This is a genomic window from Pseudoalteromonas piratica, assembly GCF_000788395.1.
Classification (GTDB): domain Bacteria; phylum Pseudomonadota; class Gammaproteobacteria; order Enterobacterales; family Alteromonadaceae; genus Pseudoalteromonas; species Pseudoalteromonas piratica.
Window position 1 is genome coordinate 2,760,154 of the sequence record NZ_CP009888.1, and the last position, 25,876, is coordinate 2,786,029.

At 40.8% G+C, this 25,876-nt stretch carries 26 protein-coding genes; 10 read left to right on the plus strand and 16 right to left on the minus strand.

The genetic code is table 11. The annotated features are described in order from the left end of the window. Positions 1–15: 15 nt before the first annotated feature. The 8 genes from rseP to rpsB form a co-directional block, all read right to left on the minus strand. A complete protein-coding gene (gene rseP, locus OM33_RS22565) occupies positions 16–1,362 on the minus strand; it encodes a sigma E protease regulator RseP (RefSeq protein WP_038642243.1) in 1,347 nt (448 codons plus the stop codon). Beyond that, positions 1,362–2,567, minus strand: coding sequence for a 1-deoxy-D-xylulose-5-phosphate reductoisomerase (gene ispC, locus OM33_RS12795; RefSeq protein WP_038642245.1), 1,206 nt, complete (start codon positions 2,565–2,567; stop codon positions 1,362–1,364). Before ispC ends, rseP begins: the two co-directional genes overlap by 1 nt. Then, on the minus strand, positions 2,567–3,433 hold the full coding sequence (locus OM33_RS12800) for a phosphatidate cytidylyltransferase (protein WP_038642247.1): 867 nt from the start codon (positions 3,431–3,433) through the stop codon (positions 2,567–2,569). The genes ispC and OM33_RS12800 overlap by 1 nt, the downstream gene beginning before the upstream one ends. A gap of 20 nt (positions 3,434–3,453) precedes the next feature. Further along, positions 3,454–4,215 carry a polyprenyl diphosphate synthase gene (gene uppS / locus OM33_RS12805; RefSeq protein ID WP_038642249.1) on the minus strand — a complete coding sequence of 254 codons (762 nt, stop codon included), beginning with the start codon at positions 4,213–4,215 and terminating at the stop codon, positions 3,454–3,456. A 111-nt stretch (positions 4,216–4,326) separates the two neighbouring features. Continuing rightward, complete coding sequence (frr, locus tag OM33_RS12810; RefSeq protein ID WP_038642251.1) at positions 4,327–4,884, minus strand: ribosome recycling factor; 558 nt, start codon at positions 4,882–4,884, stop codon at positions 4,327–4,329. A gap of 17 nt (positions 4,885–4,901) precedes the next feature. Next, complete coding sequence (gene pyrH, locus OM33_RS12815; RefSeq protein ID WP_038642253.1) at positions 4,902–5,648, minus strand: UMP kinase; 747 nt, start codon at positions 5,646–5,648, stop codon at positions 4,902–4,904. Between the two features lie 119 nt (positions 5,649–5,767). Then, entirely contained in the window at positions 5,768–6,619 is an 852-nt protein-coding gene (tsf, locus tag OM33_RS12820; RefSeq protein WP_038642255.1) for a translation elongation factor Ts, read from the minus strand. A 111-nt stretch (positions 6,620–6,730) separates the two neighbouring features. Then, positions 6,731–7,459 carry a 30S ribosomal protein S2 gene (rpsB, locus tag OM33_RS12825; protein ID WP_038642257.1) on the minus strand — a complete coding sequence of 243 codons (729 nt, stop codon included), beginning with the start codon at positions 7,457–7,459 and terminating at the stop codon, positions 6,731–6,733. 309 nt (positions 7,460–7,768) lie between these two features. Between rpsB and map the strand changes: the two genes are divergently transcribed. From map to OM33_RS12845, 4 genes are read left to right on the plus strand one after another with little or no spacing between them, the layout of a single operon-like run. Beyond that, positions 7,769–8,560 carry a type I methionyl aminopeptidase gene (gene map, locus OM33_RS12830; protein ID WP_038642259.1) on the plus strand — a complete coding sequence of 264 codons (792 nt, stop codon included), beginning with the start codon at positions 7,769–7,771 and terminating at the stop codon, positions 8,558–8,560. An 11-nt stretch (positions 8,561–8,571) separates the two neighbouring features. Further along, on the plus strand, positions 8,572–11,187 hold the full coding sequence (glnD, locus tag OM33_RS12835) for a [protein-PII] uridylyltransferase (RefSeq protein ID WP_038642261.1): 2,616 nt from the start codon (positions 8,572–8,574) through the stop codon (positions 11,185–11,187). Positions 11,188–11,196: 9 nt separating this feature from the next. Further along, complete coding sequence (gene dapD, locus OM33_RS12840; protein ID WP_038642263.1) at positions 11,197–12,024, plus strand: 2,3,4,5-tetrahydropyridine-2,6-dicarboxylate N-succinyltransferase; 828 nt, start codon at positions 11,197–11,199, stop codon at positions 12,022–12,024. 32 nt (positions 12,025–12,056) lie between these two features. Continuing rightward, positions 12,057–12,530, plus strand: a complete 474-nt coding sequence (locus OM33_RS12845; protein WP_038642265.1) for a hypothetical protein — start codon at positions 12,057–12,059, stop codon at positions 12,528–12,530. A gap of 26 nt (positions 12,531–12,556) precedes the next feature. Here the strand turns inward: OM33_RS12845 and OM33_RS12850 are convergent, their stop codons facing one another. The 8 genes from OM33_RS12850 to pspA all read right to left on the minus strand — a co-directional run bounded on the left by OM33_RS12850 (position 12,557) and on the right by pspA (position 19,229). Continuing rightward, the gene (locus OM33_RS12850) at positions 12,557–12,898 is read right to left on the minus strand and encodes a 4a-hydroxytetrahydrobiopterin dehydratase (protein WP_010559688.1); all 342 of its coding nucleotides are present in this window, start codon (positions 12,896–12,898) and stop codon (positions 12,557–12,559) included. Positions 12,899–12,909: 11 nt separating this feature from the next. Then, complete coding sequence (phhA, locus tag OM33_RS12855) at positions 12,910–13,707, minus strand: phenylalanine 4-monooxygenase (RefSeq protein ID WP_038642267.1); 798 nt, start codon at positions 13,705–13,707, stop codon at positions 12,910–12,912. Positions 13,708–14,100: 393 nt separating this feature from the next. Then, a complete protein-coding gene (megL, locus tag OM33_RS12860; RefSeq protein WP_038642269.1) occupies positions 14,101–15,282 on the minus strand; it encodes a methionine gamma-lyase in 1,182 nt (393 codons plus the stop codon). 125 nt (positions 15,283–15,407) lie between these two features. Further along, entirely contained in the window at positions 15,408–16,427 is a 1,020-nt protein-coding gene (locus OM33_RS12865) for a TIGR01620 family protein (protein ID WP_038642271.1), read from the minus strand. Next, positions 16,424–17,803, minus strand: coding sequence for a YcjX family GTP-binding protein (locus tag OM33_RS12870; protein ID WP_234402695.1), 1,380 nt, complete (start codon positions 17,801–17,803; stop codon positions 16,424–16,426). The genes OM33_RS12865 and OM33_RS12870 overlap by 4 nt, the downstream gene beginning before the upstream one ends. An 89-nt stretch (positions 17,804–17,892) precedes the next feature. Continuing rightward, the gene (gene pspC, locus OM33_RS12875; protein WP_038642275.1) at positions 17,893–18,303 is read right to left on the minus strand and encodes an envelope stress response membrane protein PspC; all 411 of its coding nucleotides are present in this window, start codon (positions 18,301–18,303) and stop codon (positions 17,893–17,895) included. Continuing rightward, positions 18,300–18,533 (minus strand): envelope stress response membrane protein PspB, encoded by a 234-nt coding sequence (gene pspB / locus OM33_RS12880; protein WP_038642277.1) that lies wholly within the window; start codon positions 18,531–18,533, stop codon positions 18,300–18,302. The genes pspC and pspB overlap by 4 nt, the downstream gene beginning before the upstream one ends. Positions 18,534–18,563: 30 nt before the next feature. Continuing rightward, a complete protein-coding gene (pspA, locus tag OM33_RS12885) occupies positions 18,564–19,229 on the minus strand; it encodes a phage shock protein PspA (RefSeq protein ID WP_038642279.1) in 666 nt (221 codons plus the stop codon). Between the two features lie 184 nt (positions 19,230–19,413). Between pspA and pspF the strand changes: the two genes are divergently transcribed. Genes pspF through OM33_RS12915 form a run of 6 tightly spaced genes read left to right on the plus strand, consistent with a single transcriptional unit; the run spans position 19,414 to position 25,829 of the window. Further along, entirely contained in the window at positions 19,414–20,493 is a 1,080-nt protein-coding gene (gene pspF / locus OM33_RS12890) for a phage shock protein operon transcriptional activator (RefSeq protein WP_038642281.1), read from the plus strand. Then, positions 20,471–22,156: an ABC transporter substrate-binding protein gene (locus OM33_RS12895; RefSeq protein ID WP_081991084.1), complete on the plus strand. Its 1,686-nt coding sequence runs from the start codon at positions 20,471–20,473 to the stop codon at positions 22,154–22,156. Before pspF ends, OM33_RS12895 begins: the two co-directional genes overlap by 23 nt. Continuing rightward, a complete protein-coding gene (locus OM33_RS12900; RefSeq protein WP_038642283.1) occupies positions 22,156–23,190 on the plus strand; it encodes an ABC transporter permease in 1,035 nt (344 codons plus the stop codon). Before OM33_RS12895 ends, OM33_RS12900 begins: the two co-directional genes overlap by 1 nt. Continuing rightward, positions 23,177–24,070, plus strand: a complete 894-nt coding sequence (locus tag OM33_RS12905; protein ID WP_038642285.1) for an ABC transporter permease subunit — start codon at positions 23,177–23,179, stop codon at positions 24,068–24,070. The genes OM33_RS12900 and OM33_RS12905 overlap by 14 nt, the downstream gene beginning before the upstream one ends. Continuing rightward, a complete protein-coding gene (locus OM33_RS12910) occupies positions 24,070–25,068 on the plus strand; it encodes a peptide ABC transporter ATP-binding protein (protein WP_038642286.1) in 999 nt (332 codons plus the stop codon). The genes OM33_RS12905 and OM33_RS12910 overlap by 1 nt, the downstream gene beginning before the upstream one ends. Then, positions 25,068–25,829: an ATP-binding cassette domain-containing protein gene (locus OM33_RS12915; RefSeq protein ID WP_038642288.1), complete on the plus strand. Its 762-nt coding sequence runs from the start codon at positions 25,068–25,070 to the stop codon at positions 25,827–25,829. Before OM33_RS12910 ends, OM33_RS12915 begins: the two co-directional genes overlap by 1 nt. Positions 25,830–25,876 lie beyond the last annotated feature (47 nt).

Genomic DNA, 25,876 nt, shown 5'->3' on the forward strand with positions numbered 1-25,876 from the left:
ATTATTTGATTTCCTTTATAACCGCGTAAAATCGTTAAATAGCGCAAGGCAAGTTAACAATATAAGGATCAGCGCACCGATCCTAAAACCTAATTCTTGTGTCTTTTCAGAGACTGGCTTTTTTCTGATAAGTTCAATGATGTAATACATTAAATGCCCACCATCTAAGATTGGTAAAGGCAATAAATTGAAAAAGCCAATGCTTACACTTACAAATACTAAGAATTCCAACAATGGCATAATGCCACTACTGGTGCTGGCTCCGGCACCGATTGCCACCCCTACCGGACCACTTAAGTTTGCAACAGAAACTTGTCCTGTTATCAAATTGACTACTGTTGCAAAACTTACGTTTATTAGCTGAATTGTTTTATCAACACCCAAAATTATCGCGTCAAAAACACCATATTGTTGTGTTGAAATCATCCAAGATGGCCAATTTTCAACAAAGGGTATCACACCTAAGTAGCCTTGATTAAGTCCTTGCTGATTTTTTTTGTTGCCAGGTGTAACTTGGATATTAAGCTTATCTTCACCACGACTTATGGTGAGTAATAATGGCGCATTGGGTGAGCGTTGAATACGACTTACAAAGGCTTGCCAAGATTCAATCTGTTCGCCATTAACTAAATGAATGGTATCGTCAACTTTTAGCCCTGCAAGCTCTGCTGGACTGCCAGCTTGAACATGGCCAAGACGCATCGTTTCAAGAGGTCTAAATGGCTTAATACCAATATCAACTATCGGATTTCCATCATCTTTTAATTGCCATTTAGACAAATCTAAATAGGTTTGTTGATACCCTAATTCATCGTCTTTGACACTTACTCGAACTTGTTGTTCGCCAATATTTTCCATCAGCATAAGTAAGGTTTCACGCCAACCAAATACTTCTTTATCATTGATGGCCGTAATTTGCTGACCTGCTTGCAATCTTGCTTGCTCAGCGAGACTACCTGGTACAACCTCACCAATAACAGGCAATAGCGAGCGCACGCCAACCATATACATTATGGCAGACACAACAATAGCGAAAATAAAGTTTGCCATTGGGCCTGCGGCAACTACAGCGATTCGCTGGTAAACAGATTTATTATTAAATGCGTGTTCACGTTCAGAAGGTGCAACCTCCTCAACGCGCTCATCAAGCATTTTTACATACCCACCCAGTGGAATTGCAGCAACAACATACTCAGTGCCGAGCTTATCATGCCATCTGAAAAGTGGTTTACCAAAACCAATTGAGAAACGGAGTACCTTTACACCGCAACGTCTAGCAACCCAAAAATGGCCATATTCGTGCACCACAACAATGATGCCAATTACTAGTACGAAAGACAGTAAATTCCACAAAAATTCCATTAACAGCTCTCCGCGACCATTTGACTTGCCACTGAACGGGCTTCACTATCAAGTTGTAAAATCACATCAAGATCATTTATTTGTATATTTTGATGAGTTTGCGCAATGCGATTCAACACAGCTTGATTAATACGGTAAATATCAAGAAAACCAATTTTCTTATCAAGGAAAGCAGCCACTGAAATTTCATTAGCAGCATTAATCGTTGTTGTGGCATATTGCCCTTCTGAACAGGCATCAATGGCAAGTTTTAAATTTGGATAACGATTAAAGTCGGGCGCATTAAAGGTAAAATCAACCATTTGAGTAAAATCGAGTGGTGCAACACCGGCTTCAATACGCTCTGGGAAAGCAAGTGCATGCGCAATTGGCGTGCGCATATCAGGATTACCCATTTGTGCCAACACCGACCCATCCGTGTACTGTACCATTGAATGAATAATGCTTTGCGGGTGGATTACTACTTGTATATCACTCGGTTTTGCATTGAACAGCCACTTGGCTTCAATGAACTCTAACCCTTTATTCATCATAGTGGCAGAGTCGACCGATATTTTTTGCCCCATATCCCAATTGGGGTGTGCTACAGCCTGTTCAACGGAAATGTCGGAAAAAGTTGTTAAATCCCGTGTGCGAAATGGACCACCTGATCCAGTTAGCAAGATTTTATTTACGCCATGTTGCTGTAACTCTGCGCTGTAACAATTTGCTTGCACGCTTGCTGGCATCGCCTGAAAAATCGCATTATGTTCGCTGTCGATGGGTAATAAGGTTGCGCCAGAGCGCTTCACTTCATTAATAAATAGCTCGCCGGACATTACCAGCGACTCTTTATTCGCAAGCAATACGCGCTTTCCAGCTTTAACTGCTGCCAGTGTAGGGAGCAAACCTGCTGCACCGACAATCGCTGCCATCACAGTATCAACACTGCTGTCACTGGCCACCTTAGATGCAGCTTGTTGGCCACATAACACCTTAGTTGAAAGTCCTAAGCGTGTTACTTCATTTTCAAGTTGTTTTGTCGCATCAGGGCATTGCATTACAGCGTATTGTGGCAAAAACTGCGCGCATTGCGTTGCCATCAAGCGCCAATTGCGTCCTGCAACAAGAGCAAATATCTGAAAAGCATCTGCATTTCTAGCGAGCACATCTAAGGTGCTAGTGCCAATCGAACCTGTCGAGCCCAGAACGGTAATACGTTGCATTACGCCACCAAGGTCCACGCATAAAATGCAGCAAAAAGCGGAGCTGCAGCCGTTAAGCTATCAATACGGTCCAAAATCCCGCCGTGACCAGGTAAACAAGAACCACTGTCTTTTAAACCCACTTCTCGCTTAAACATACTCTCTAATAAATCCCCAACGGCTGAGAAAAGAGCAACCACCGCAGCCATTGCCGCGTAAATAAACCATTTATCTGTTGGTACTTTGGTGAAATAACAAAAAGCGAGTACAAAAATACCTGAGCAAATTAAACCACCTACTAGCCCTTCAATGGTTTTATTTGGGCTAACTAACGGCATTAATTTGTGTTTACCTAAGTTTTTACCTGAGAAGTAAGCACCGATATCGGCACTCCACACAATACCCAGAACAACCATAATTAAAATTGAACCTTGCGTTGCATCAGTTGCATATTCACTACTACGAAGCACATTCAGCGCAAGCCACATTGGGAGTAGAGTAAGTAAACCGGCAATTGCACGCATCATTAAACCACTGTGCCACGCTTTTGCCGTTCTCGGGTACGTCCAAACAAGTGCACAGGCAACTAACCACCATGCTACAGCAAGCGTAAACACATAGTTAGCAGAGCCGATCAGCTGGCCATTTTGCCATAAACTTTCGATTGGCCAAAAGCCATTAGCAATAAATAGAATTACCGCCATGCCCGCAACATAGCTGATCCGTGCAGCGAATTTCTTAAGCCCCATAAACGCAGACCATTCCCACGCTGAAAGCAATACAATTAGGCCAGCAATTAGACTAAATAACTCTAGAGGTGTGTAAAATACAAGTGCAAGTGCCGCTGGTGCTAACACCAACGAAGTTAAAATACGTTTAATTAACAAATCAAATTACCCTTTTAAAATCACGATTGAGCAAGTAGTTCTTTTATTTGTTCGCCAGTACAACCAAAGCGACGCTCTCGTGAAACATAACAGGCGATTGCATCCGCAAACGCCTGCTCATTAAAATCTGGCCAAAGTGTTTCTGTAAAATACAGTTCAGCATAAGCTGCTTGCCACAGCAAAAAGTTACTTATGCGTAAATCACCACCTGTACGGATTAGCAAATCCAGTGGTGCTTGTTCATTCATGCTAATGTACTGTGATAGTGCGTTTTCATCAATATCGTCGGCACATAATTCACCGCGTTCAACTTGTTTGGCAAGCTGTTTCGCCGCCTGTGCAATGTCCCATTGCCCACCATAATTAGCTGCAACATTAAGTGTTAGGCCCGTATTGTTTTCGGTCATTTGCTCTGCTTTTACTACACTTTTTTGCAGTTTTTCGGAGAAACGACTGATGTCACCAATTACCTTCAACTTAACATTATTTTTATCGAGTTTTTTTACTTCGTTGGTCAATACAAACATGAAGAGCTCCATTAACGTCGTCACTTCTTGTTCAGGGCGGCGCCAGTTTTCACTGCTAAATGCAAACAGCGTTAACGATTCAATATTGAGCTGGCGGCAAAACTTTACTGCATTACGAACAGATTCAACGCCCTTTTTATGACCAAACACACGAGGCTTACCCTTTGCTTGTGCCCAACGACCGTTGCCATCCATAATAATGGCGACATGGCGAGGTAAGCTTTGTTGAGTAATTGCGTCCTTGGTGATTGTCATTAAGTCTCATTTCCAAAAGTAAAAAGCGCCGTCTAGTATACCCTAGACGGCGCTTTAAAACTAATAATTTAGTTGCTCAATGATTGTGCACTAAAGTGCTCAAAAATTGCTTTAGATTTCCATTAATTCCGCTTCTTTAGCAGACAAAATTGTATCCATTTCTTTGATAAATTTATCTGTTAATTTCTGGATTTCGTCATCACTTTGACGTGCTTCATCTTCAGAAATTTCTTTGTCTTTTAGTAGCGCTTTTACGTCTGAATTCGCATCACGGCGAATGTTACGAACAGCCACACGGCCACTTTCAACTTCACCACGAACAATCTTAATTAATGATTTACGACGCTCTTCTGTAAGCGGAGGTAATGGTACGCGAATAACCGTACCTGCAGACATTGGGTTTAAACCAAGATCTGATGCCATAATTGCTTTTTCTACCGCTTGAGTAAGTGTTTTATCAAATACTGTGATTGCAAGTGTACGGTTATCTTCAATTGTTACGTTACCCACTTGATTAAGTGGTGTATCTGCACCGTAGTATGATACTTGAATACCATCTAAAAGACTTGGGTGTGCACGACCTGTGCGGATTTTTGATAATTGTGAGCCTAGCGCGTCAACACTCTTTTGCATACGCTCTGCAGCATGCTGTTGGATTTCTTTAATCACGTTAATCTTCCTAACTATTATTCTGCTGATTTAGTTGATTTGTTTGTAATCAGTGTACCTTCGTCTTCACCAAGGATAACACGTTTTAGCGCACCTGGTTTATTCATATTGAAAACACTGATTGGCATATTGTGGTCACGAGCTAGGGTAAATGCCGCTAAGTCCATCACCTTTAATTCTCTTTCAATAACTTCGTTATATGTCAGTGTAGGGTATAACGTAGCTTCTGGATTTTTAACAGGATCATCGCTGTAAACACCGTCAACTTTTGTTGCTTTTAGTACGGTGTCGGCTTCAATTTCAATGCCGCGTAAACACGCAGCTGAATCAGTTGTAAAGAACGGGTTACCGGTACCCGCAGAGAAAATAACAACACGGCCGGTTTTTAATAAGCTAATTGCTTCTGCCCAATTATAAGCATCGCACACACCGTTTAGAGGAATTGCTGACATTAAACGTGCATTTACATAAGCACGGTGAAGCGCATCACGCATTGCTAAGCCATTCATTACCGTAGCAAGCATACCCATGTGATCGCCCACTACGCGGTTCATACCGTTTTCAGCGAGTGTACCGCCACGTAGGAAGTTACCCCCCCCAATTACTACGCCTACTTCAACGCCTAATTCTACAAGTTCTTTAATTTCTTGTGCCATACGGTCAAGAATAGATGGGTCGATACCAAAGCCTTCTTGGCCCATTAAAGCTTCACCGCTTAATTTAAGTAAAACTCGTCTAAAAACTGGCTTACGATTTGTGTTCATAGTAGTCCTGGCTGAAAAAGTTGCAAAAAATAACCGCGCTATTGATAGCGCGGTTATTCTAAATAATTTTATCTCTTAGCGCAAAAGCAAAAGCCATTTTGCTAAGTGAAAAAAGTCGATTACTCGCCTTTTGCTGCTGCGATTTGTGCAGCTACTTCAGCAGCGAAGTCTTCTTCTTTCTTCTCGATACCTTCACCTACTTCTAGGCGAGTGAAACCAGAGATAGTTGCACCCTTCTCTTTAAGGAATTCACCAACTGATTTCTTAGGTTCCATGATGAACGCTTGACCAGTAAGAGAGATCTCACCAGTGAACTTCTTCATACGACCAACAACCATCTTCTCAGCGATTTCTGCTGGCTTACCTTCGTTCATTGCGATTTCAACTTGAACCGCTTTTTCTTTCTCTACAACCTCAGCAGGTACGTCTTCTGGGTTTAGGAACTCAGGCTTAGAAGCAGCAACGTGCATTGCAACGTGCTTAAGTGTTTCTTCGTCAGCTTCACCAGTAACAACAACACCGATACGGTCGCCGTGACGGTATGCAGCAGCTTTATCACCATCGATGTACTCAACGCGACGAACGTTGATGTTTTCACCGATTTTAGCAACTAGAGCAACACGCGTTTCTTCGAATTGTGCTTTAAGTGTTTCGATGTCAGTTTTTGCTTCAGCAGCAGCATCAAGAACAGTGTTAGCAAAACCTAGGAAGTTTTCGTCTTTAGCAACGAAGTCAGTTTGACAGTTAACTTCTAGAAGTGCAGTGAAACCAGCACCTTGCTTGATAAGGATTGTACCTTCTGCAGCGATGTTACCCGCTTTTTTAGCAGCTTTAGCAGCACCGCTCTTACGCATGTTCTCGATCGCTAAATCGATGTCACCGTTAGTTTCAGTTAGTGCTTTTTTACAATCCATCATGCCAGCGCCTGTGCGCTCGCGTAATTCTTTAACTAGGGCAGCAGTTACAGCCATTAGTATGTCCTCAAATCCAAAATCTATTTAAAATAAGCGGGAGCAAGCTCCCCCTAATCATCAGAATATCAAGCTTTCTATGATACTTTCATGAAAGCTTGATAAGCGCTATTACTCAGCTTCTACGAAATCGTCTTTTTCAGCTTGAACAGCGATGTTGCTTTCACGGCCTTCAACAGCCACGTCTGCTACAGCGTTAGTGTAAAGCTGGATAGCACGGATAGCATCGTCGTTACCAGGGATGATGAAATCAACACCATCTGGGTTTGAGTTAGTATCAACTACAGATACTACTGGGATGCCTAGGTTGTTTGCTTCTTTAATAGCAATGTGCTCGTGATCAGCGTCGATAACGAAGATAGCGTCTGGAAGACCGCCCATGTTCTTGATACCGCCAAGGCTCTTTTCAAGCTTTTCCATTTCACGAGTAAGCATTAACGCTTCTTTCTTAGTTAATTTTTCGAAAGTACCGTCTTGGCTTTGAGTTTCAAGGTCTTTAAGACGCTTGATTGACTGACGAACTGTTTTCCAGTTAGTTAGCATACCACCTAACCAACGGTGGTTTACGTAGAACTGGTCAGAACGTAGTGCAGCTTCTTTAACTGCTTCGCTTGCAGCGCGCTTAGTACCAACGAAAAGGATTTTACCTTTGTTTGATGCTACGCCTTTAAGGAAAGACATTGCTTCGTTGAATAAAGGTACAGTTTTCTCTAAGTTGATGATATGTACTTTGTTACGTGCACCGAAGATGAACGGCTTCATCTTAGGGTTCCAGTAACGAGCTTGGTGACCGAAGTGTACGCCAGCTTGTAGCATATCGCGCATAGAAACGTTTGCCATTTTAATATTCCTCTGTAATTTTGGGTTAGGCCTCCACATACCCCATAGCACCAACAGTTTGCTTACTATAAGCGCCCTGCACCCAAGTGTATGTGCCGGTATGTGTGTGTGTTAAAAATTAAAGTTTATGTGTATTCACTACAATCAACTTAAAAATCACTCAGGAAATTTAAATTTTAATTGTAAAAATACGGCGCGCTTTATACCATATTAACAATCAGAACTCAAATTTTATGAGTACTTTTCAGTCAAACGAACCAAGCAAATCGATGTCGTGTTTGACCACAATTACAGAATTTTGGAGCCTAAATGAGTGCCGTAATTAAAACCCCAGCTGAAATTGAAAAAATGCGAGTTGCTGGGCGCTTAGCAGCTGAAGTATTAGAAATGATTGAACCTCACGTGAAAGTGGGCGTAACGACTGAAGAACTTAACCAAATTTGTCACGATTACATCGTAAACGAGCAAGATGCTATTCCAGCGCCGCTAAACTACCATGGTTTTCCAAAGTCAATTTGTACGTCAGTAAACCATGTAATTTGCCACGGTATTCCAAATGATAAACCATTAAAAGATGGTGATATCATTAATATCGATATCACTGTAATTAAAGATGGTTACCACGGTGATACCTCAAAAATGTTTTACGTTGGTCAGCCATCAATTCAAGCAAAACGTTTATGTGAAATCACACAAAAGAGTTTATACCTAGCGATTGAGATGGTGAAACCTGGTGTTCGCCTCGGTGATATCGGTTCGGCAATTCAAAAATACGCTGAAGGGTTCAGCTACTCTATCGTTCGTGAATACTGTGGTCACGGTATTGGTGCTGAGTTCCACGAAGAACCTCAGGTTATGCACTATGGTAAGCCTGGCACTGGTGAAGTGCTGCAAGAAGGTATGTGCTTTACTATTGAACCTATGGTTAACGTCGGAAAACGTCAATGTAAGCTTCTTAAAGACGAATGGACAGTGGTAACTAAAGACCGTTCATTGTCAGCACAATGGGAACACACCCTACTTGTGACTAAAAACGGAGTTGAAATTCTTACGCTACGATCAGATGATGAGCTTCCGAGAGTGATCGAACATAGCGCATAAGAAGGCCATCAATGGCAATAACAAAAAAATTTACACAGTTGCTCGCTAAATGCGAGCAACTCGATGACTATAAACACCTTCTAGAACAATTTTATCTTTGGCTCGAAGAGCAATTTTCCCATCAACCGGTTGAACGTTTAGTAAAAGCACGCGCACAGTTAATCGATGCTATTTTAAGCCGTCTCTATCACCAGTATCAGCTGCAAGCACATGGCGATTTAATTGCCATCGGTGGCTATGGTCGTGGCGAGCTTCATCCTTTTTCTGATATTGACTTTCTTTTACTGGTCAACAAAGAACCAGACAAAGAAACACAAGAAATTATTTCTCAGTTTGTCACTTTTTTATGGGATTTACGCCTTGATATCGGTCACAGCGTTCGCACCTTAAAGCAGACCATTGAACAAAAAAAGCAAGACGTCAATTTCGCAACAAGTTTATTAGAATCTCGCCTAATTTGTGGCGATCACGAAAACTATCAAAAATTACAAAAGAAACTGATTGAAACCTCCGCTTGGAAATCAGATGCTTTCTTTATTGCAAAACGTGATGAGCAAGAACTGCGCCATAAAAAATGTCATGGTACAGCGTATAACTTAGAGCCAAACTTAAAAGAAAACCCCGGCGGTTTGCGCGATGTACAAACCATTATTTGGGTCGCCAAAAAGCACTTTCGCTCAGAGACGTTAGAAGAGTTAGTTGAACATGGTTATTTAACCTTTGAAGAGCACCAAGAGCTACTCGAATGTATTGTTAACCTTTGGAATATTCGCTTTGCACTGCACCTTGCTGCTGGACGAATGGAAAACCGCTTACTGTTTGACTACCAACCCATTGCAGCAAATTTACTAGGATTTGGCGATGATGGTCGCGCCGCAGTAGAACGCATGATGAAACGTCTGTTTCGCATTATGGGACGGGTACGTGAACTCAATCAAATGCTGCTATCCTACTTTGAACAAAGTATTTTAACTGGTCATGTAAATTACAAAATTAGCGATATTAATAACGATTTTGAGCAAATTGGTCATCAGATTCGCGTAAAAGATCCGCAAGTATTTTTCCATCGCGAAAAAATTATTGAGCTGTTTTGGCACATTGCAGATAACCCACAGATCACTCACATTTATCCAAGTACGATACGGTTATTGCGCCAAGTAAGGCGTCGTTTGCTTGGCGATTTACAGGATTATTCCCTTTGTCGTACAATGCTGCTTAAACTAATCGCGCACCCAAATGGTATGGGGCGCGCTTTTACATTAATGCACAAACACGGTATTTTATCGGCGTATTTACCAAACTGGCGTAATATTGTTGGACAAATGCAGTTTGACCTATTTCACGCCTATACCGTGGATGAGCACACCCATCGTCTAATCCAAAATTTATACCATTATTTCCAACCTGAGTGTGTAAATACGTTCCCATTGTGTCGTGAAATTGTCATTCGTATGGAAAAGCCTGAGCTCTTGTATTTAGCCGGTATTTTTCATGATATTGCCAAAGGTCGCGGCGGCGATCATTCAGAGCTAGGTGCAGTGGATGCTAGAGAGTTTGCCAAATTACACGGGTTAACGACCTTTGAGGGCAAATTTATTGCGTGGCTTGTTGAAAACCATTTGCTGATGTCAGTTACTGCGCAGCGTAAAGATATTAATGACCCTGATGTGATTGCTGAGTTTGCCGCCAAGGTAAAAAATGAAAAGCAACTTGACTACCTTTATTGCCTGACACTTGCTGATATTCGTGCCACCAATGATAATCTTTGGAACGATTGGAAAAGTACTCTGCTACGTGACTTATACTTGCATACTCAGCGTGCGCTGCGCCGTGGTCTTGAAAACCCAATGGACTTGCGAGACCAAATTCGCGATAAAAAAGATCAAGTTAAGCAGCGATTACTTAATTTAGGCTTTGCTGAAGAACAAATAGATGCCTTATGGCTGCGTTTTAAGCCTGACTACTTTACCCGTTTTACGTCACAAATGATCGCCTGGCAATGTGAACATATCTTAGCAGCCAAAGATCCAAGTAAAGGCATTGTGTTGCTCTCAGGTAAACCCATCAATGGTGGAAGCCAAGTGTTTGTGTATTGCCCTGATCAAGCAAATTTAGTTGCACGCTTAGTAGCAGTTTTAGGGGCAAAAAAAGCCAATATTTTGCACGCGCAAATTATGAATACGAAAGATGGCTATGCGATTGATAATTTTGTTATTTTAGAGCAAAACGGCGACCCTGTAACGAGCCAGAGTCGTGCTAGCTCTATCAAGAAATCAATCCAGCAAGTCATTGATGAACCACATAAAAAGCTGCGTCTTAAGAAAGATCGCAAGAAGCGCTTTAAAGGCTTTAATATCAAGCCAAGAGTTATTGTATCGCCTCATGGGCGTAAAGACCGCACTTTGGTCGAAATTCAAGTGGTTGACATTCCAGGCTTATTAACCAAAATAACCGATGTATTTTCAAGTTTAGCGTTACATATTCACGCCGCACGTATCACAACCATAGGTGAACGCGCAGAAGACTTTTTTGTGGTATCTAACGCTGACTACAACGCATTAACTGAACAAGAAGCCGGCGATTTAAAAACTCGCCTGCTTGAAAAATTCAATTCCGAAAATGATTAAAGGCACACTATGGAACAATTAAAACTGACCATCGAACAAGCATGGGAAGATCGCGACAATATTTCACCTTCATCTGTTTCTGATGAGGTTTTTAACGCAATTAACGAATCCCTTGCGCTGTTAGATTCTGGTAAAGCACGTGTGGCTGAAAAAATCTCAGGTGAATGGGTTGTGCACCAATGGCTTAAAAAAGCGGTGTTATTGTCATTTCGTATTCGTGACAATGCGCCAATGAGTGATGGTGTTAACCAATTTTACGACAAAGTACCCCTTAAATTTACTGACTATACGCCTGAGCAATTTAAGCAAGAAGGCATGCGCGTGGTGCCAAACGCTGTCGCACGCCAAGGCAGCTTCGTAGGTAAAAATGTGGTGTTAATGCCTTCGTATGTGAACATTGGCGCTTATGTTGATGAAGGCACTATGGTTGATACATGGGCAACTGTAGGCTCATGTGCACAAATTGGTAAAAACGTTCACCTTTCAGGTGGTGTAGGTATTGGTGGTGTATTAGAACCGCTACAAGCCAACCCAACGATTATCGAAGATAACTGCTTTATCGGCGCACGTTCAGAAATTGTTGAAGGTGTCGTAGTGGAAGAAGGCGCAGTAATTTCAATGGGCGTATATATTAGCCAAAGCACGCGAATTTATGACCGTGAAACGGGTGAAACTCATTATGGTCGCGTACCAGCAGGTGCGGTTGTTGTACCAGGCTCACTGCCATCAAAAGACGGCTCACATAGTCTATACGCAGCAATTATCGTGAAAAAAGTTGACCAGCAAACACGTGAAAAAGTGGGAATCAACGCCCTACTTCGCTCTGTTAGCGAGTAATATTTTTTTAAAAATTAATTTAAAAGCGCCTTATGGCGCTTTTTTGTTTTCATGACATTTCACTTATTGTTAAATTAATAACTATATGCTTTAGTATAAAAAAACAACTAAACCTTAAGTCAATGATTACTGCTTTTAGAATATTTTCTTTTCAAGAGTTATCTAAACCAACACTGACGTTTTACCTATTCTCATTGTTATTATGCATTGGATATTGGTTGTTAAATCAGCAATTAATTCTATCTGCCAATAACAGTAATTCACTTTCAAATAACGTTTCCCAAACAAAAACTGTCAGAGTTGAGATGAAATATGCATTTTCAACTCTTGAAAAAACAATGGCAAGATTCAAACGTCCAGAAACGCTTGAAACATCAATCAACTGCTATCAGAGAGTGTGTGATGTTACCTTTAGAAACAAGTATCGAGATAACACTGATGCGGCAATTTTGGCAGAATCCATTTTTGAATCTCTAATTCCAAAACAAAAAAAGAGCGCTAATTAGCGCTCTTTTTTAAAATTTAGAAGTGATTAGTCTTCTAGTAGTGCATCTGTTTTAGCTGCACAAATAAAGTCATTTTTATGCAGACCTTTAATTGAGTGGCTCCACCAAGTTACGGTTACCTTGCCCCATTCAGTAAGAATGCCTGGGTGGTGACCTTCGTCTTCTGCCATCGCACCTAACTTGTTTGTGAATTCTAATGCGAGTTTAAAGTTTTTAAACTTAAACACACGCTCTAACTGCATAATGCCGTCAACCACAATTGGCGTCCAATCTGGAATTTGCTTAACGAGAACCGCTAGCTCTTCATCTGAAACCTTTGGTGCGTCAGCACGACACGCTTCACATTTTTGTGCACTTAATTCAGACATAATAAACCCTTTTAACTTGCTTTCTTTTGTTTAGGTGGAAATAGTGGCTCGTGTAAACCAAGTTCTTTAGCTTTTTCAACAAGCGACATAATATCTAACTGTGAGATATCAAATAAATCTTCAATTGCATTAATGGTGTAATACAACGGTTGCATAATATCAATGCGATACGGCGTACGTAACACATCGAGTGGTTCAAGCGGCTTGATCTGAGGTACATCTGAGTAAACATATTGAGTCTCGCCAGGGCTCGATAAAATCCCACCACCATAAATGCGTAAACCATCTTTGGTTTGCATTAAGCCAAATTCAACAGTAAACCAGTATAAACGCGCTAAATAAACGCGATCTTTTTTCTCAGCAGCTAAGCCAAGTTGACCATATTTATGTGTGAACTCTGCAAATGCAGGGTGTGTGAGCATCGCACAGTGGCCAAAAATCTCGTGGAAAATATCCGGTTCTTGTAAGTAATCAAACTCTTCACGAGAACGAATAAAGGTCGCTACCGGAAATTTTTTGTTTGCTAATAGACGGAAAAATTCATCAAAGTCGATCAGTGCAGGTACAGGTGCGCACTCCCAGCCCGTAGATTCGCGCAGCACTTTGCTAACTTCTTCCAACTGTGGAATGCGGTCAAGCGGGAGATTTAGTTTCTCTAAACCATGCATATATTCATCACACGCTTTATTTTTTATACATTCTAATTGACGTGCGATTAGTTCTGACCAAATTTGATTTTCTTCATCAGTCCAGTTGATAACCCCATTATCATCTGGCTGCTTAGAAATATAATTACTACTTTTGCCCATAATTTTTTACTCTTAAACAGCAAGTGGTTTACTTGCTTAAGCACAACATCCAAACAATTAAGCCAAGCGTTAATCGCTGAATTCAGATGTGCTAGATGTTATGACAAAGTTACATAAAAGGTAATGATCCGCGTGTCTTTGAAAATGATGCCAACGCCCCAATTTGTACACAAATAATTACAAGCAAGTAAAATAAAAATTACACATATAATTAAAAAGGGTTAAGAGGATCTATTTTGGAACTTTAAGTTTACAAGATAAGATTAACTGAATGCTAAATTGTTAATGAGTAAATTAGATTCTGGATTATTTACAATGCCGAAATAAAAAAGAGACGCGTTGCGCCTCTCATTAACCCCTGCTGTAACGATAGCTTTAATACACTTTAGATAGCTAGATTTGATTAAGTGCCTGTGCTAAATCTTCGATAATATCGTCCGCCTCTTCAAGACCAACTGAAATTCGCACAAGCCCATCAGAAATACCTGCGGCTAAACGCTCCTCAGGCGAATATGGTGAATGTGTCATCGAAGCAGGATGTTGGATAAGTGTCTCAGCATCACCTAAACTAACTGCTAACGTACACAATTTAGTCGCATTAATAAATTGCGCACCCATTTCAAGTGTCCCTTTCAGCTCAAATGCGATTACACCACCCGCCGCTTTCATTTGCGTACCAATAAATTTGTTACCAGGGTGAGATTTTAGGCCTGGGTAATAAACTTGCTCAATTTTTTCATGTTGTGCTAAAAACTCTGCCACTTTTTGTGCATTACTACAGTGTCTTTCCATACGCACACTGAGAGTTTTCATACCACGAATAATCAACCAAGCATCATGTGGACTAATAGTTGCGCCGATGTCTTTTAACACTGTCAACTTGATTGTTTCTATATGCTCTTTGCTGCCACAAACAAGACCAGCAACCACATCGCCATGGCCATTTAAGTATTTAGTTGCACTGTGCAAAACTATATCAATACCAAAGTGCTTTGGTTTTTGCAGCAATGGCGTCATAAAGGTGTTATCAATTACCGAAATCAAATTGTGTTTTTTAGCTAAGTCACCAATAAACGCAAGATCAATGACGACCAAATTTGGATTGATTGGTGTTTCAGCAAAGATCATTTTAGTGTTTGGCTTAAGCGCCTCTTGTACTGCACTGTGATCTTCCATATCGACAAAGGTTACTTCAATACCAAACTTCGGCAACATGTGTGAAAACAACGCAAACGTACAGCCATAGACCGCTTTTGAGGCAATTAAATGGTCGCCACTCTCTAAAAAGCTCAGTACTGACGCTGATACTGCGCCCATACCAGTGGCTGTCGCTGCACCATCTTCCATTTCTTCTAATGCCGCTATTTTCAGTTCTAATTCACGCGTAGTTGGGTTGCCAAGGCGCGAATAAATATAGCCAGCTTCTTCGCCAGCAAAACGCGCTGCGCCTTGCTCTGCGTTATCAAAAACAAAGGTGGAAGATTGATAGATTGGTGTGCTCAAAGGGCCATGTGCATGATCATGCGTTTTACCACCATGAATGCATAAGCTCTTATCAGAAAGTTGTGATTTCATACTACTTGCTTAAATTGTTGTCATAATTATTAACTACATAATTAATGCACAACTCGATAAACAACAAGCAAGCTAGATTGTTAGATGGCTAAAATTGTATACAAAAGGTCAAAAATGCGTAAAGTTTAATTGCCACCTTTTGATTTCACGCTCTCAAGTGCTAACTTAACACACGACGTGAGTAAATTTTTCTTACTAGGCAAGCCTGGTAAAGGACGGCTTAACTCCATTGCTTTGTAACCAATACGTGCAGTGAAGATACTAACACTCACCCCTTGCGCAGCACGTGCAGATAGTTTGCCAGCAAGCTCTGCACTTAAAGCTGTCGTTGCAAAGTCACTGATTAATTCTGCACTGCCAGCAAACAGCATTTGTTTTAATGTCATTCGATACAACTTAATACGGCTCACATACCCTAACGGTAAACCATAGACTTTAGTGATATCTTCAATCATTTTGGTACTTCGCCACAACACCACTGCCATATCCACAAGCGCAATTGGTGAAATCGCTACCATTACACCCGAGGTTGATGCATATTTTTTAATAATATCTTGCGCTTGTTTATCTTGCTCAGCAAGCACGGTGTTAGCGTAAAGCGACATCACTTCTTTATCGGTATGATGTTCATCAATTTGTGCCAGCACCTTTGCTAGTCTATCGTCAGTTGCGTATTTGTTGACCTCAGTTAAAAACGATTGTGCTTCGCCAATTTGCACCGAGTCCATTAACCTAGCGGCCGCTAATTGATGATTTTTCGTCGACTTTAGGTTTCGTAATAATCTAAACTCTTTGAAGGCCACTTTGCCAATTAGAGCAAATGCTGTTGTTATCGCAATACCGTAAAGCCCGGCGAGTATAGACGATGAATTCATTGCCTCAATTACTGAAAAAATCACTTCAGTAACGACTAAAATGAGCAATGAACAAACAAATATACGACCCAGCCAATTGGGTTTTGTGGTTGCAGACAGTGATTCAAGGTCATCTTCAAAATGATGTGCTTCTTCAAATGAATCAAGCGCTTTATTTGCAATCACTTTGCCTTGTTGCAATTCATCTACATTTTCTAGCATTGCTTGTAAATGCTGGTCTTGCTCATCGACAGATTGCTCGATGACGCGTCCTTGTTGCAAGTTACTCATAGCACTTTATCTCCAATTAAATACTCGACGGCGTGATCTAACCTTATATGCTCAAGTGTATTTTGTGCTGACAATAAGGGGTAAAAACTAGGAAAGGAAAAGCCGTTATCGGGCCACTGCGTTTTTGGCAGTAATCGCATTGGCGGCTGTGCAGGCAAATAAGTAAGCAACTGCTCACTTTCAATAGATTTACCAAAGATACAGTTAAGCACTTCACCATGCTCGGTCACTTTTACCTGTTTTGTTGCTTTAACTGAGCTAATTGCCATGGTTTCAACAGTTACACCTTGGTAGTTCAACTCATTTTGCGCGTCGATTATCAAGTTATTTAATAACAGCGCTAAATCTTTATGATGCTCCGCGCTCAAGTGATCAACCTTATTCGCTGCGAAAAGAATTTTGTCAATCTTGGGGGAAAATAGGCGACTAAGAAAATTACTCTTACCGTAATCAAAATGTTTAAGCAAAGACTTCAACACTTCGCTTTGTTCTACTAACGCTTCTCGCCCTTTATCGAGTGCGCCTAATAAATCGACTAAAATAATTTGCCTATCAAAGCCACCGAAAAAATTACTGTAAAAGGTTTTCACTACATCTTTTTTATATTGCTCAAAACGTTTTTGTAACGTCGCTAAAACACTATTTTCAGGCGCAGTAGCAAGCGTTTGATGATCAATATGCTTGACAGGAAAGAACAGTGTAATTGGGGCATCTTCTAAATCACCTGGCATAATCAACCGACCAGGCTGTAACTCTGTTAGCTGACATTGATTTTTAAACAATAGCAGTAAATCCCGATACTCTAAAGCCATTTTCTTGAGTTGCCCATAATCAACTTCTGCAAGGCAATCAAGCTGGTTGAGCTTTGCTAAAAACGCCTCACTGTGTACTTTTCTTGGTGCATGATTTAACAAGGCATATTGGCGATTATTCCAATCTAAAAATGATTCATTGAGCATAGGTAAATCGAGTAACCATTCACCGGGATAATCAAAGATATCAATTGTAAGAGTCGCAACATCTGTTAAATGTGCGCGCAAGCCACTGCTTGGTTTGTATTTTAAGTTAAGTCGTAAGGTATTTAATCGATTCGTTGACTGAGGCCACTGACCTGCTTGCAAGTCACTTAAGGCAGACGCATAGTCAAACGTAGCCACACTTAAATCATCTTGACCAACCAACTTGCCAGCAATAAATCTTTCTTGCTGTTGTAATGAAAAAAATGGCATCTGGCTTTGTGGGTTTGTCAGATGGTGAATAAGCGAAGTTATAAATGCGGTTTTACCGCTTTTACTGAGTCCAGTAACGGCGAGTTTAACATGTTGATCTAAGCCGCGTTTTACCAATTTATTGGCTTTCGCACGCAGCTTTTGCAAAGATTCTGAATGGTTAATAACCCTCTCCTTCCATAATAAAACGGGTAAGTTAATGGATTAACTTACCCGTTTAAAAAGTACGTAGATGACTAGAGTTTGTTAATTTCACGGCTTACAGTAAACTCCGGTGAAGTCACATACTTTTCCATTGCTTGTAAGCGCCCATCGATACGATCAAACTGTTCTTTCAAGTCATGTAGAGCGCGACGCGGTGGTTCACCTGCCTGCCATACTTTAGATTTAACCTCGATTGGCCTTTCAGCACTATTTTTATCACTCATTCCCTGTTGTGGTAATGCATCTGGCTTAACTTCTAAAATAAACCAACATGCGATATAGGCTACTATGAAAAATGGGCCACCAAGTAATAACACCGCTGATATGAAAATAATTCTTACCAGCCAAAGCTCCATATTAAAGTAGTCACTTAAGCCTGCACATACACCTGCTAACTTGCCTCGTTTAGGGTCGCGATATAACTCACCTTTACGTCTACTCATACTTTAGCCCTCCACTCAGGCGCCTCCGCATCTAAAATAGCTTCTAGCGTTTTTACGCGATCAGCCATTTTTTCTGCTTTATTCGCTAACTCGATTAGCTGGCGATGCTCGTGCTCACTTAAACCTTGGCTAACTTGCTTTTTGCTGCGGTAATGTAAAATTAACCACAATGGTGCAACAAAAATCATAAACAAGATTGTTGGCACTGCTATTGCTTCAAATCCACTCATAGTAACCTCCTGCTCTCCCAAGCTTAATTATTATTTATCTTTTTTCGCCATGCTTTTTTTAAGAGCAGCTAATTCATCATCGATTTTTTCTTCGTCTTGTAAGCTCGCGATTTCGTCAGATAATGTCTTTTTACCCATTTCATACGATTCGATTTGTGACTCTAAGCCATCAATTTTAGTCTCGTAATGTTCAAAACGGCTAAGTGCATCATCAACTTTAGACGAATCTAATGCTTTCTTCACACCTAGACGCGACTCTGCTGAACGCTGACGAAGAATGATTGCTTTTTGACGCGCTTTTGCATCGGCAAGTTTATCTTGCAAAGCTGCAACTTCATTTTGTAGCTTTTCAATATGTTCTTCTACTTGTGCAAGTTCATGAGCTACTGCACTTGCTGCTTCAGTAGATTTCTTTTTCTCTACCAATGCTGAACGTGCTAAATCTTCGCGTTCTTTGCTAAGAGCAAGTTCTGCTTTTGCTTGCCAATCAGCCGCTTCCTGTTCAAGTTTCTCAACACGACGCGCTAATTCTTTCTTTTCAGCAATCGTTTTTGCCGATGTCGAACGCACTTCTACGAGCGTATCTTCCATTTCTTGAATAATCAGTCGAACCATTTTTTCTGGATCTTCTGCCTTATCTAGTAATGCATTAATGTTCGAGTTCACAATATCTGCAAAGCGTGAAAAAATTCCCATAATACTTTCCTCAATTTTAAAATTTATGACTGACCGATATTACTTTATCAAGATGCTTGCCAACTTTTAAAAAAACATAACCACATGTTTTTAAATAGAAATATTTTGAAATATAAAAAACTTTAAACACATCCAGAATTAAAATACACTAGATGTTAGTAAATTTGACCAAGAGTTAGTAAAAATGAGTCGAACTAATCAACAGGACAATCTCTTAGGCCAGTCTAACAGCTTTTTAGAAGTATTAGAGCATGTTTCTCAGGTTGCCCAATTAAACAAACCAGTCTTAATAATTGGTGAACGTGGTACAGGTAAAGAGTTGATCGCTGCGCGTTTACACTTTTTATCTAGTCGCTGGGACCAGAACTACGTCAAACTAAATTGTGCCGCATTAAATGAAAACTTATTAGAAAGTGAATTATTTGGTCATGAATCTGGCGCTTTCACCGGTGCAAGTAAACGTCATGAAGGGCGTTTTGAACGCGCCGATGGGGGCACATTGTTTTTGGACGAATTAGCCAATACCTCTGGGCTGATCCAAGAAAAGCTACTCCGTGTAATTGAATATGGCGAATTTGAGCGCGTTGGTGGTAAATCTACCGTGCGTGTTAACACGCGTTTGGTATGTGCAACCAATGAAGATTTACCAAGCCTTGCTGAACAAGGTGAGTTTCGCAGTGACTTACTTGATCGCTTGGCATTTGATGTTATTACCCTGCCACCATTACGCGAACGCAAAGAAGACATTATGCTATTGGCAGAAAACTTTGCGATTAATATGGCACGTGATTTAGAGTGGGAGTTATTCAGCGGTTTTACACGAAAGGCTCAAGAAACGCTGTTAGATTACCATTGGCCGGGGAATATTCGTGAACTCAAAAATGCCGTTGAGCGAAGCGTATATCGAGCGGCAAATCCGCATGTACCTGTTCATGACATTATTCTAGACCCTTTTGTAAGCCCGTTTAGACCAAAACAAAAAGTCAAAACTAATGATCGAACGTTTTCGCCATCTGCAGAGATGAATGATCCGGTTAATGAATCATTAACTGAGCAAATTGTTGAGGCAAAACCCGAATTTAACTTCCCATGTGACTTAAAAACACTTTCAAACCAGTACGAAATTGATTTAATTAATGACGCACTGAAGTATTGCCAATATAATCAAAGAAAAACAGCTGATTGTTTAGGGTTAACTTACCATCAGCTGCGGGGCTACTTAAAAAAATATAATTTACTTGATGCCAGTGCGCGAACGCTATAGAACAGCAATACCAACCCATAAAATAAACGTTAACTTTTTGAAAGTTAAAAATTTATTTAAGACCTACGGCGCAAAGGTGACGGCGTTATTCGCTTGCGCCTTTCTGACTGCCTGCACCTTTGAAGAACAAAAAGCAATTAATGGTATCGTCTATTGCTCCGAGGCAAATCCGGTCTCATTCAATCCACAATTGACCACGACGGGTTCGACCATTGATATTATTTCGCATCAGCTATACAACCGCCTATTATCTATTGATCCTTCTAGCGGGGAATTCATTCCCGAACTAGCGACGAGTTGGACATTAAAAGATAATGGTAAACAAGTGGTATTCAATCTGCGTAAAGACGTTGATTTTCATCACACTGATTATTTCACACCAACTCGTAAACTCAATGCTGATGATGTTGTATTCACCTTTACACGTCTATTTGATGTTTATAACCCGTACCACTTTGTAGGCGGTGGCAACTACCCTTACTTTCAAAGTATTGGGTTAGATCAGTCATTTCGATCTGTATCAAAAACAGGTGAATATCAAGTAACCTTTGAACTATTTAGCCCTGATAGCAGCTTTTTGTCCAATATGGCGACTGATTTCGCCATTGTTCTCTCTAAGGAATACGCAGATAGTTTAAGTGAATTAGAAAACTTAGAAGACATCGATAGATTGCCAATTGGCACCGGCCCCTATAAATACAAACGCTTTAAACGTGATGCGTTTGTACGTTTTTATCGTAACGAACATTACTGGCAACATGAAGTAGCAATTGAACAATTGGTTTTTGACATTACCTCCGATTCAAATACCCGCATTGCCAAAGCTTTAACCGGTGAATGTGATATTGCGGCCCATCCGAGCAGTGCCCATATCGAGGTGCTTAATAATCGTGAAGATATCAAAGTTGAAAAGCTCGCCAATTTAAATGTGGGCTACCTTGCATTTAATACGCAAAAGCCTCCTTTTGATAAGCCTGAAGTTAGGCGAGCAATTTCACACGCCATCGATAAACAAAAAATACTGCAAGCGGTTTATTTTAATAATGCAGATATTGCACAATCAATTTTACCTCCTGAGTCTTGGGCTTACCAAGCACAGCCTAACTATCCTAGTTATAATTTGGAGCTCGCAAAGTCGCTGTTAGAAACTGCAGGCCTAGAAGACGGCTTTACGATGGACTTGTGGGCAATGCCTGTTAGTCGTATCTATAACCCCAATGCGCGAAAAATGGCCGAACTCATTCAAAGTGAGTTAAAGCAAATTGGTATCAAGGTAAATATTGTGGAATATGAGTGGAATACCTTCCTAGAACGCTTAACCTTGCACCAACACGACACAGTGCTTATAGGTTGGGCAGCCGATTCGCCTGAACCCGACAACTTTTTAAACCCAATTCTCAGTTGCGCTTCTGTTTTTAGTGGAAAGAACCCTTCAAACTGGTGTAATACTGAATTTGATTTGCTGTTAACCAAAGCGCATGACACTAACGATATTGAAGCGCGTAAAGAGGTTTATTTTGCAGCGCAACAAATGGTGGCGCAAGAGTTACCGCTATTGCCTATCGCTCACGGCCTTCGCTTACAAGCAAAATCAACTGATATTAAAGATGTTGAAGTCCCACCATTTGGCGGAATTTCATTGGCGAATGCGAGAAAAGAATAATGCTCAGAGAATTCCTTGCAAGGCGACTTACCCTGTTCTTTTTTATGCTCTTATTGTTAAGTGCCTTTACGTTTTCTCTGGCATATTTATTTCCCGGTGAAGCAGTGTCGAATTTGAGTGGCGTTCAGTCACCAAATAGCTTTGAACGCGATGCTCTGATGCAAAAATATGCCCTGGATAAGAGCTATATCTCGCAATATTTTAAATTTATTTCACATATCTTTAATGGCGATTGGGGCACGTCGTTTTCTTCTGGTCAACCGGTATTTGAGCATATTAAAGAATTGTTCCCTGCCACGATCGAGCTCGCTTTTTATGCCCTAATTGTTTCTATCATCATTGGCGTACCTGCTGGTATTTTATCTGCAGCGTATCACAAAAAAATTCCTGATTATGGTGTGAACTCATTGGCGTTGATTGGCATTTCAACGCCAATCTTCTGGTTAGCACTCGTTCTTATTATGGTATTTTGTTTACACCTAGGTTGGTTGCCAATGAGTGGGCGCATCGGTTTATTGTATGAAATCCCCGATAGCACAGGCTTTATTCTTATCGATATTTTAATCAGTGAGATTGACTATAAACAACAGGCACTATTTGATGCAGTAAAGCATTTAACACTGCCAACTTTGGTGCTGGCAACCTACCCAACAAGTGTATTAACGCGATTTACAAAAGATTCAACCCTCACTGTATTGGACAAGCCCTATATTAAAACGGCACGCGCAAAGGGGTTAACGCGTTATGAGATTATCACACGTCATGCACTTAAAAATGCACTGTTACCAATCATTAAACAAATTGGCTTGCAATTTAGTACCTTGATCACGCTTGCAATGATTACCGAAGTAATTTTCTCTTGGCCAGGCGTTGGTCAGTGGTTGATTAACAGTATTTATCAACGAGATTATCCAGCAATTTCTGGAGGGTTATTGACGGTTTCATTGTTTGTTATTATCGCCAATATTGCCGCTGATATTTTGCACAACTTATTAGATCCTGTTTCGAGAAACCAAAGCCATGGCCAAGTTTAAGTTATTTACTGAAGACTCAAACAAGTCGCCAATTCTTCATTTATGGCGTAACTTTAAGTCAAACCATTTGGCGCTCGTTGGCTTATGGATTTTCTTATTACTCACAGTCCTTGCAGTGTTAGCTCCGCTAATTGCTCCCTATGGTATCAATGAGCAGCACAATAACTCGCTAATTTTGCCGCCATCTTGGGATGAACAAGGCAGTGTAAACTTTCTATTAGGCACTGATGGCTTAGGGCGAGATTTGCTGTCACGATTAATGAATGGCACCACCACCACGTTTGGCTTAGCGATTGTTACCGCCTTATTAACAACCTTATTTGGTGTTATTTTGGGCATCATGGCCGCTCTTAGTAAAGGTTGGCGGTCTTCTGTCTTAAACCACCTGCTTGATGTGACTTTGGCCATTCCAAGTTTATTACTGGCGATTATTATTGTGGCAATTTTAGGCCCAGGCTTAATGAATACGGTTTGGGCGATTATCCTTTCTTTACTCCCACAATATATTCATTCTATTCGGAATATTGTGACGTTAGAAATGACCAAAGATTACGTTACTGCACACCGTCTTGATGGCGCTAGTAAGTGGCGTATTCTGAGTATCGGCATTTTGCCCAATATATACGAACAAATTGTGCTTATTTTCACTATGTCATTATCTACCGCAATCTTAGACATTGCAGCATTGGGCTTTTTGCAACTCGGTGCACAACCACCCACAGCAGAATGGGGCGCAATACTTGCAGAAAATCTTAGCTTGATTTATCTAGCTCCTTGGACTGTTGCTCTGCCTGGTTTTTTACTTTTCATCTCGATACTATCGACTAATTTAGTTGGCGATGGTCTGCGTCAAGCGCTGCAAAAAAGAAAGGCTCATTAATGCAATTACTTGATATTCGGAATTTGACCATTGAACTTGATACTGGGGAGTCGGTGATCCGTGCAGTAGATCGTGTCAGTATCAGTCTTAAAGAAGGTGAAGTTCATGCGTTAGTTGGCGAGTCAGGCTCAGGCAAAAGCCTAATAGCCAAAGCCCTAATGGGCGTTTTAAACGCGCGTTGGCGAATAACAGCCGACAGAATGCACTGGCGTGGTATTGATTTAATGCGCTTAAGCAATGAAAAGCGTCGACAATTAATCGGTAACGAAATTGCCATGATCTATCAAGAGCCAAGCAGTTGCCTTGACCCAACAGCCAAAATCTATAACCAGCTAATTGAAAGCATTCCACGTACTAAACTCACTGGCAATGTATTTCAAAAGCGAATTACTCTCAAAAAACGTGCAATGGCATTGCTACATAAAGTCGGCATTAAAGAGCACGCCCATGTATTTGATAGTTACCCCCATGAGTTATCGGAAGGGATCTGTCAGAAAGTCATGATTGCAATGGCGATTGCTCGCTCACCTAAGCTGCTCATTGCTGATGAACCAACAACTGCCCTAGAAAGCACTACTCGGGCGCAAATTTTCCGATTACTGCGCAGTTTAAACCAATTAAAAAACATGTCGATTTTGATGATCAGTCATGAATTAGCAGAGTTAAGCGATTGGACTCATGGCTTGCATGTTTTATATTGCGGCCAGATGGTAGAGGCAGGTCCGACAAAAACCTTGTTTACCAAGCCAAAACACCCATATACACAAGCATTATTAAAGAGTTTACCAGAATACAATCAGAGCCTAGCGCACAAAGCACCGCTCTACGCGTTAAAAGGTACAATTCCTACGTTACAACATTTGCCTATTGGCTGTCGTTTAGGCCCTCGTTGCCCTCAAGCACAGCGTGAGTGCGTGCAAACCCCACGTTTATCTGATAGCCATGGTCATACTTATGCATGCCATTTCCCATTAAATGATAACAAGGAAAAATCCTAATGGAACCGGTACTCAAAGTGCAGGCATTGCATAAACACTTTAATGTACGAGCAGGTCTTTTCAGCAGTAAGCCATTTAATGCACTGTCTGATGTCTCTTTTTGTTTAGGCAAAAGTGAAACATTGGCAATTATTGGTGAAACAGGTTCAGGAAAAAGTACATTGGGCAAAATACTGGCAGGTGCTGAACAATCGAGTTCAGGTCAGATTTTACTTAACGGTCAAATTATTGAAGATGATGGCGGCCGCACTGTTAATAGCAAAGATATTCGTCTTATTTTTCAAGACCCGATGAAAAGTCTCAATCCGAGTAACACAATTGGCAGTATATTGAATGAAATATTAGTGCTTAATACCGAGTTAGATAGCCAAGCAAGACGTGAAAAAATTAATCAGACTTTGTTAAATGTTGGATTATTAGCAGAACATAGAAACTACTATGCACATATGTTTTCTGGTGGTCAAATTCAGCGAGTCGCGCTTGCTCGTGCGATTATTTTAGATCCTAAGGTACTTGTGCTAGATGAAGCACTATCATCGCTTGACCCATCGGTACGTGCACAAACCGTTAACTTGCTATTGCGTTTACAGCGCGAAACCGGACTCAGTTATGTGCTAATTACTAATCACCTAAGTTTAGTAAAACATATGAGTGATAGCCTATTGTTGCTGCATAAAGGTAAAGTTGTTGAATATGGTGGCACCAATGACATATTTAGCAACCCGCAAACCAAGTTAGCTGAGCGGATGCTCGCAAGTTAATATCATCACTATCACAATAAAAAAGCGCCTATACGGCGCTTTTTTAA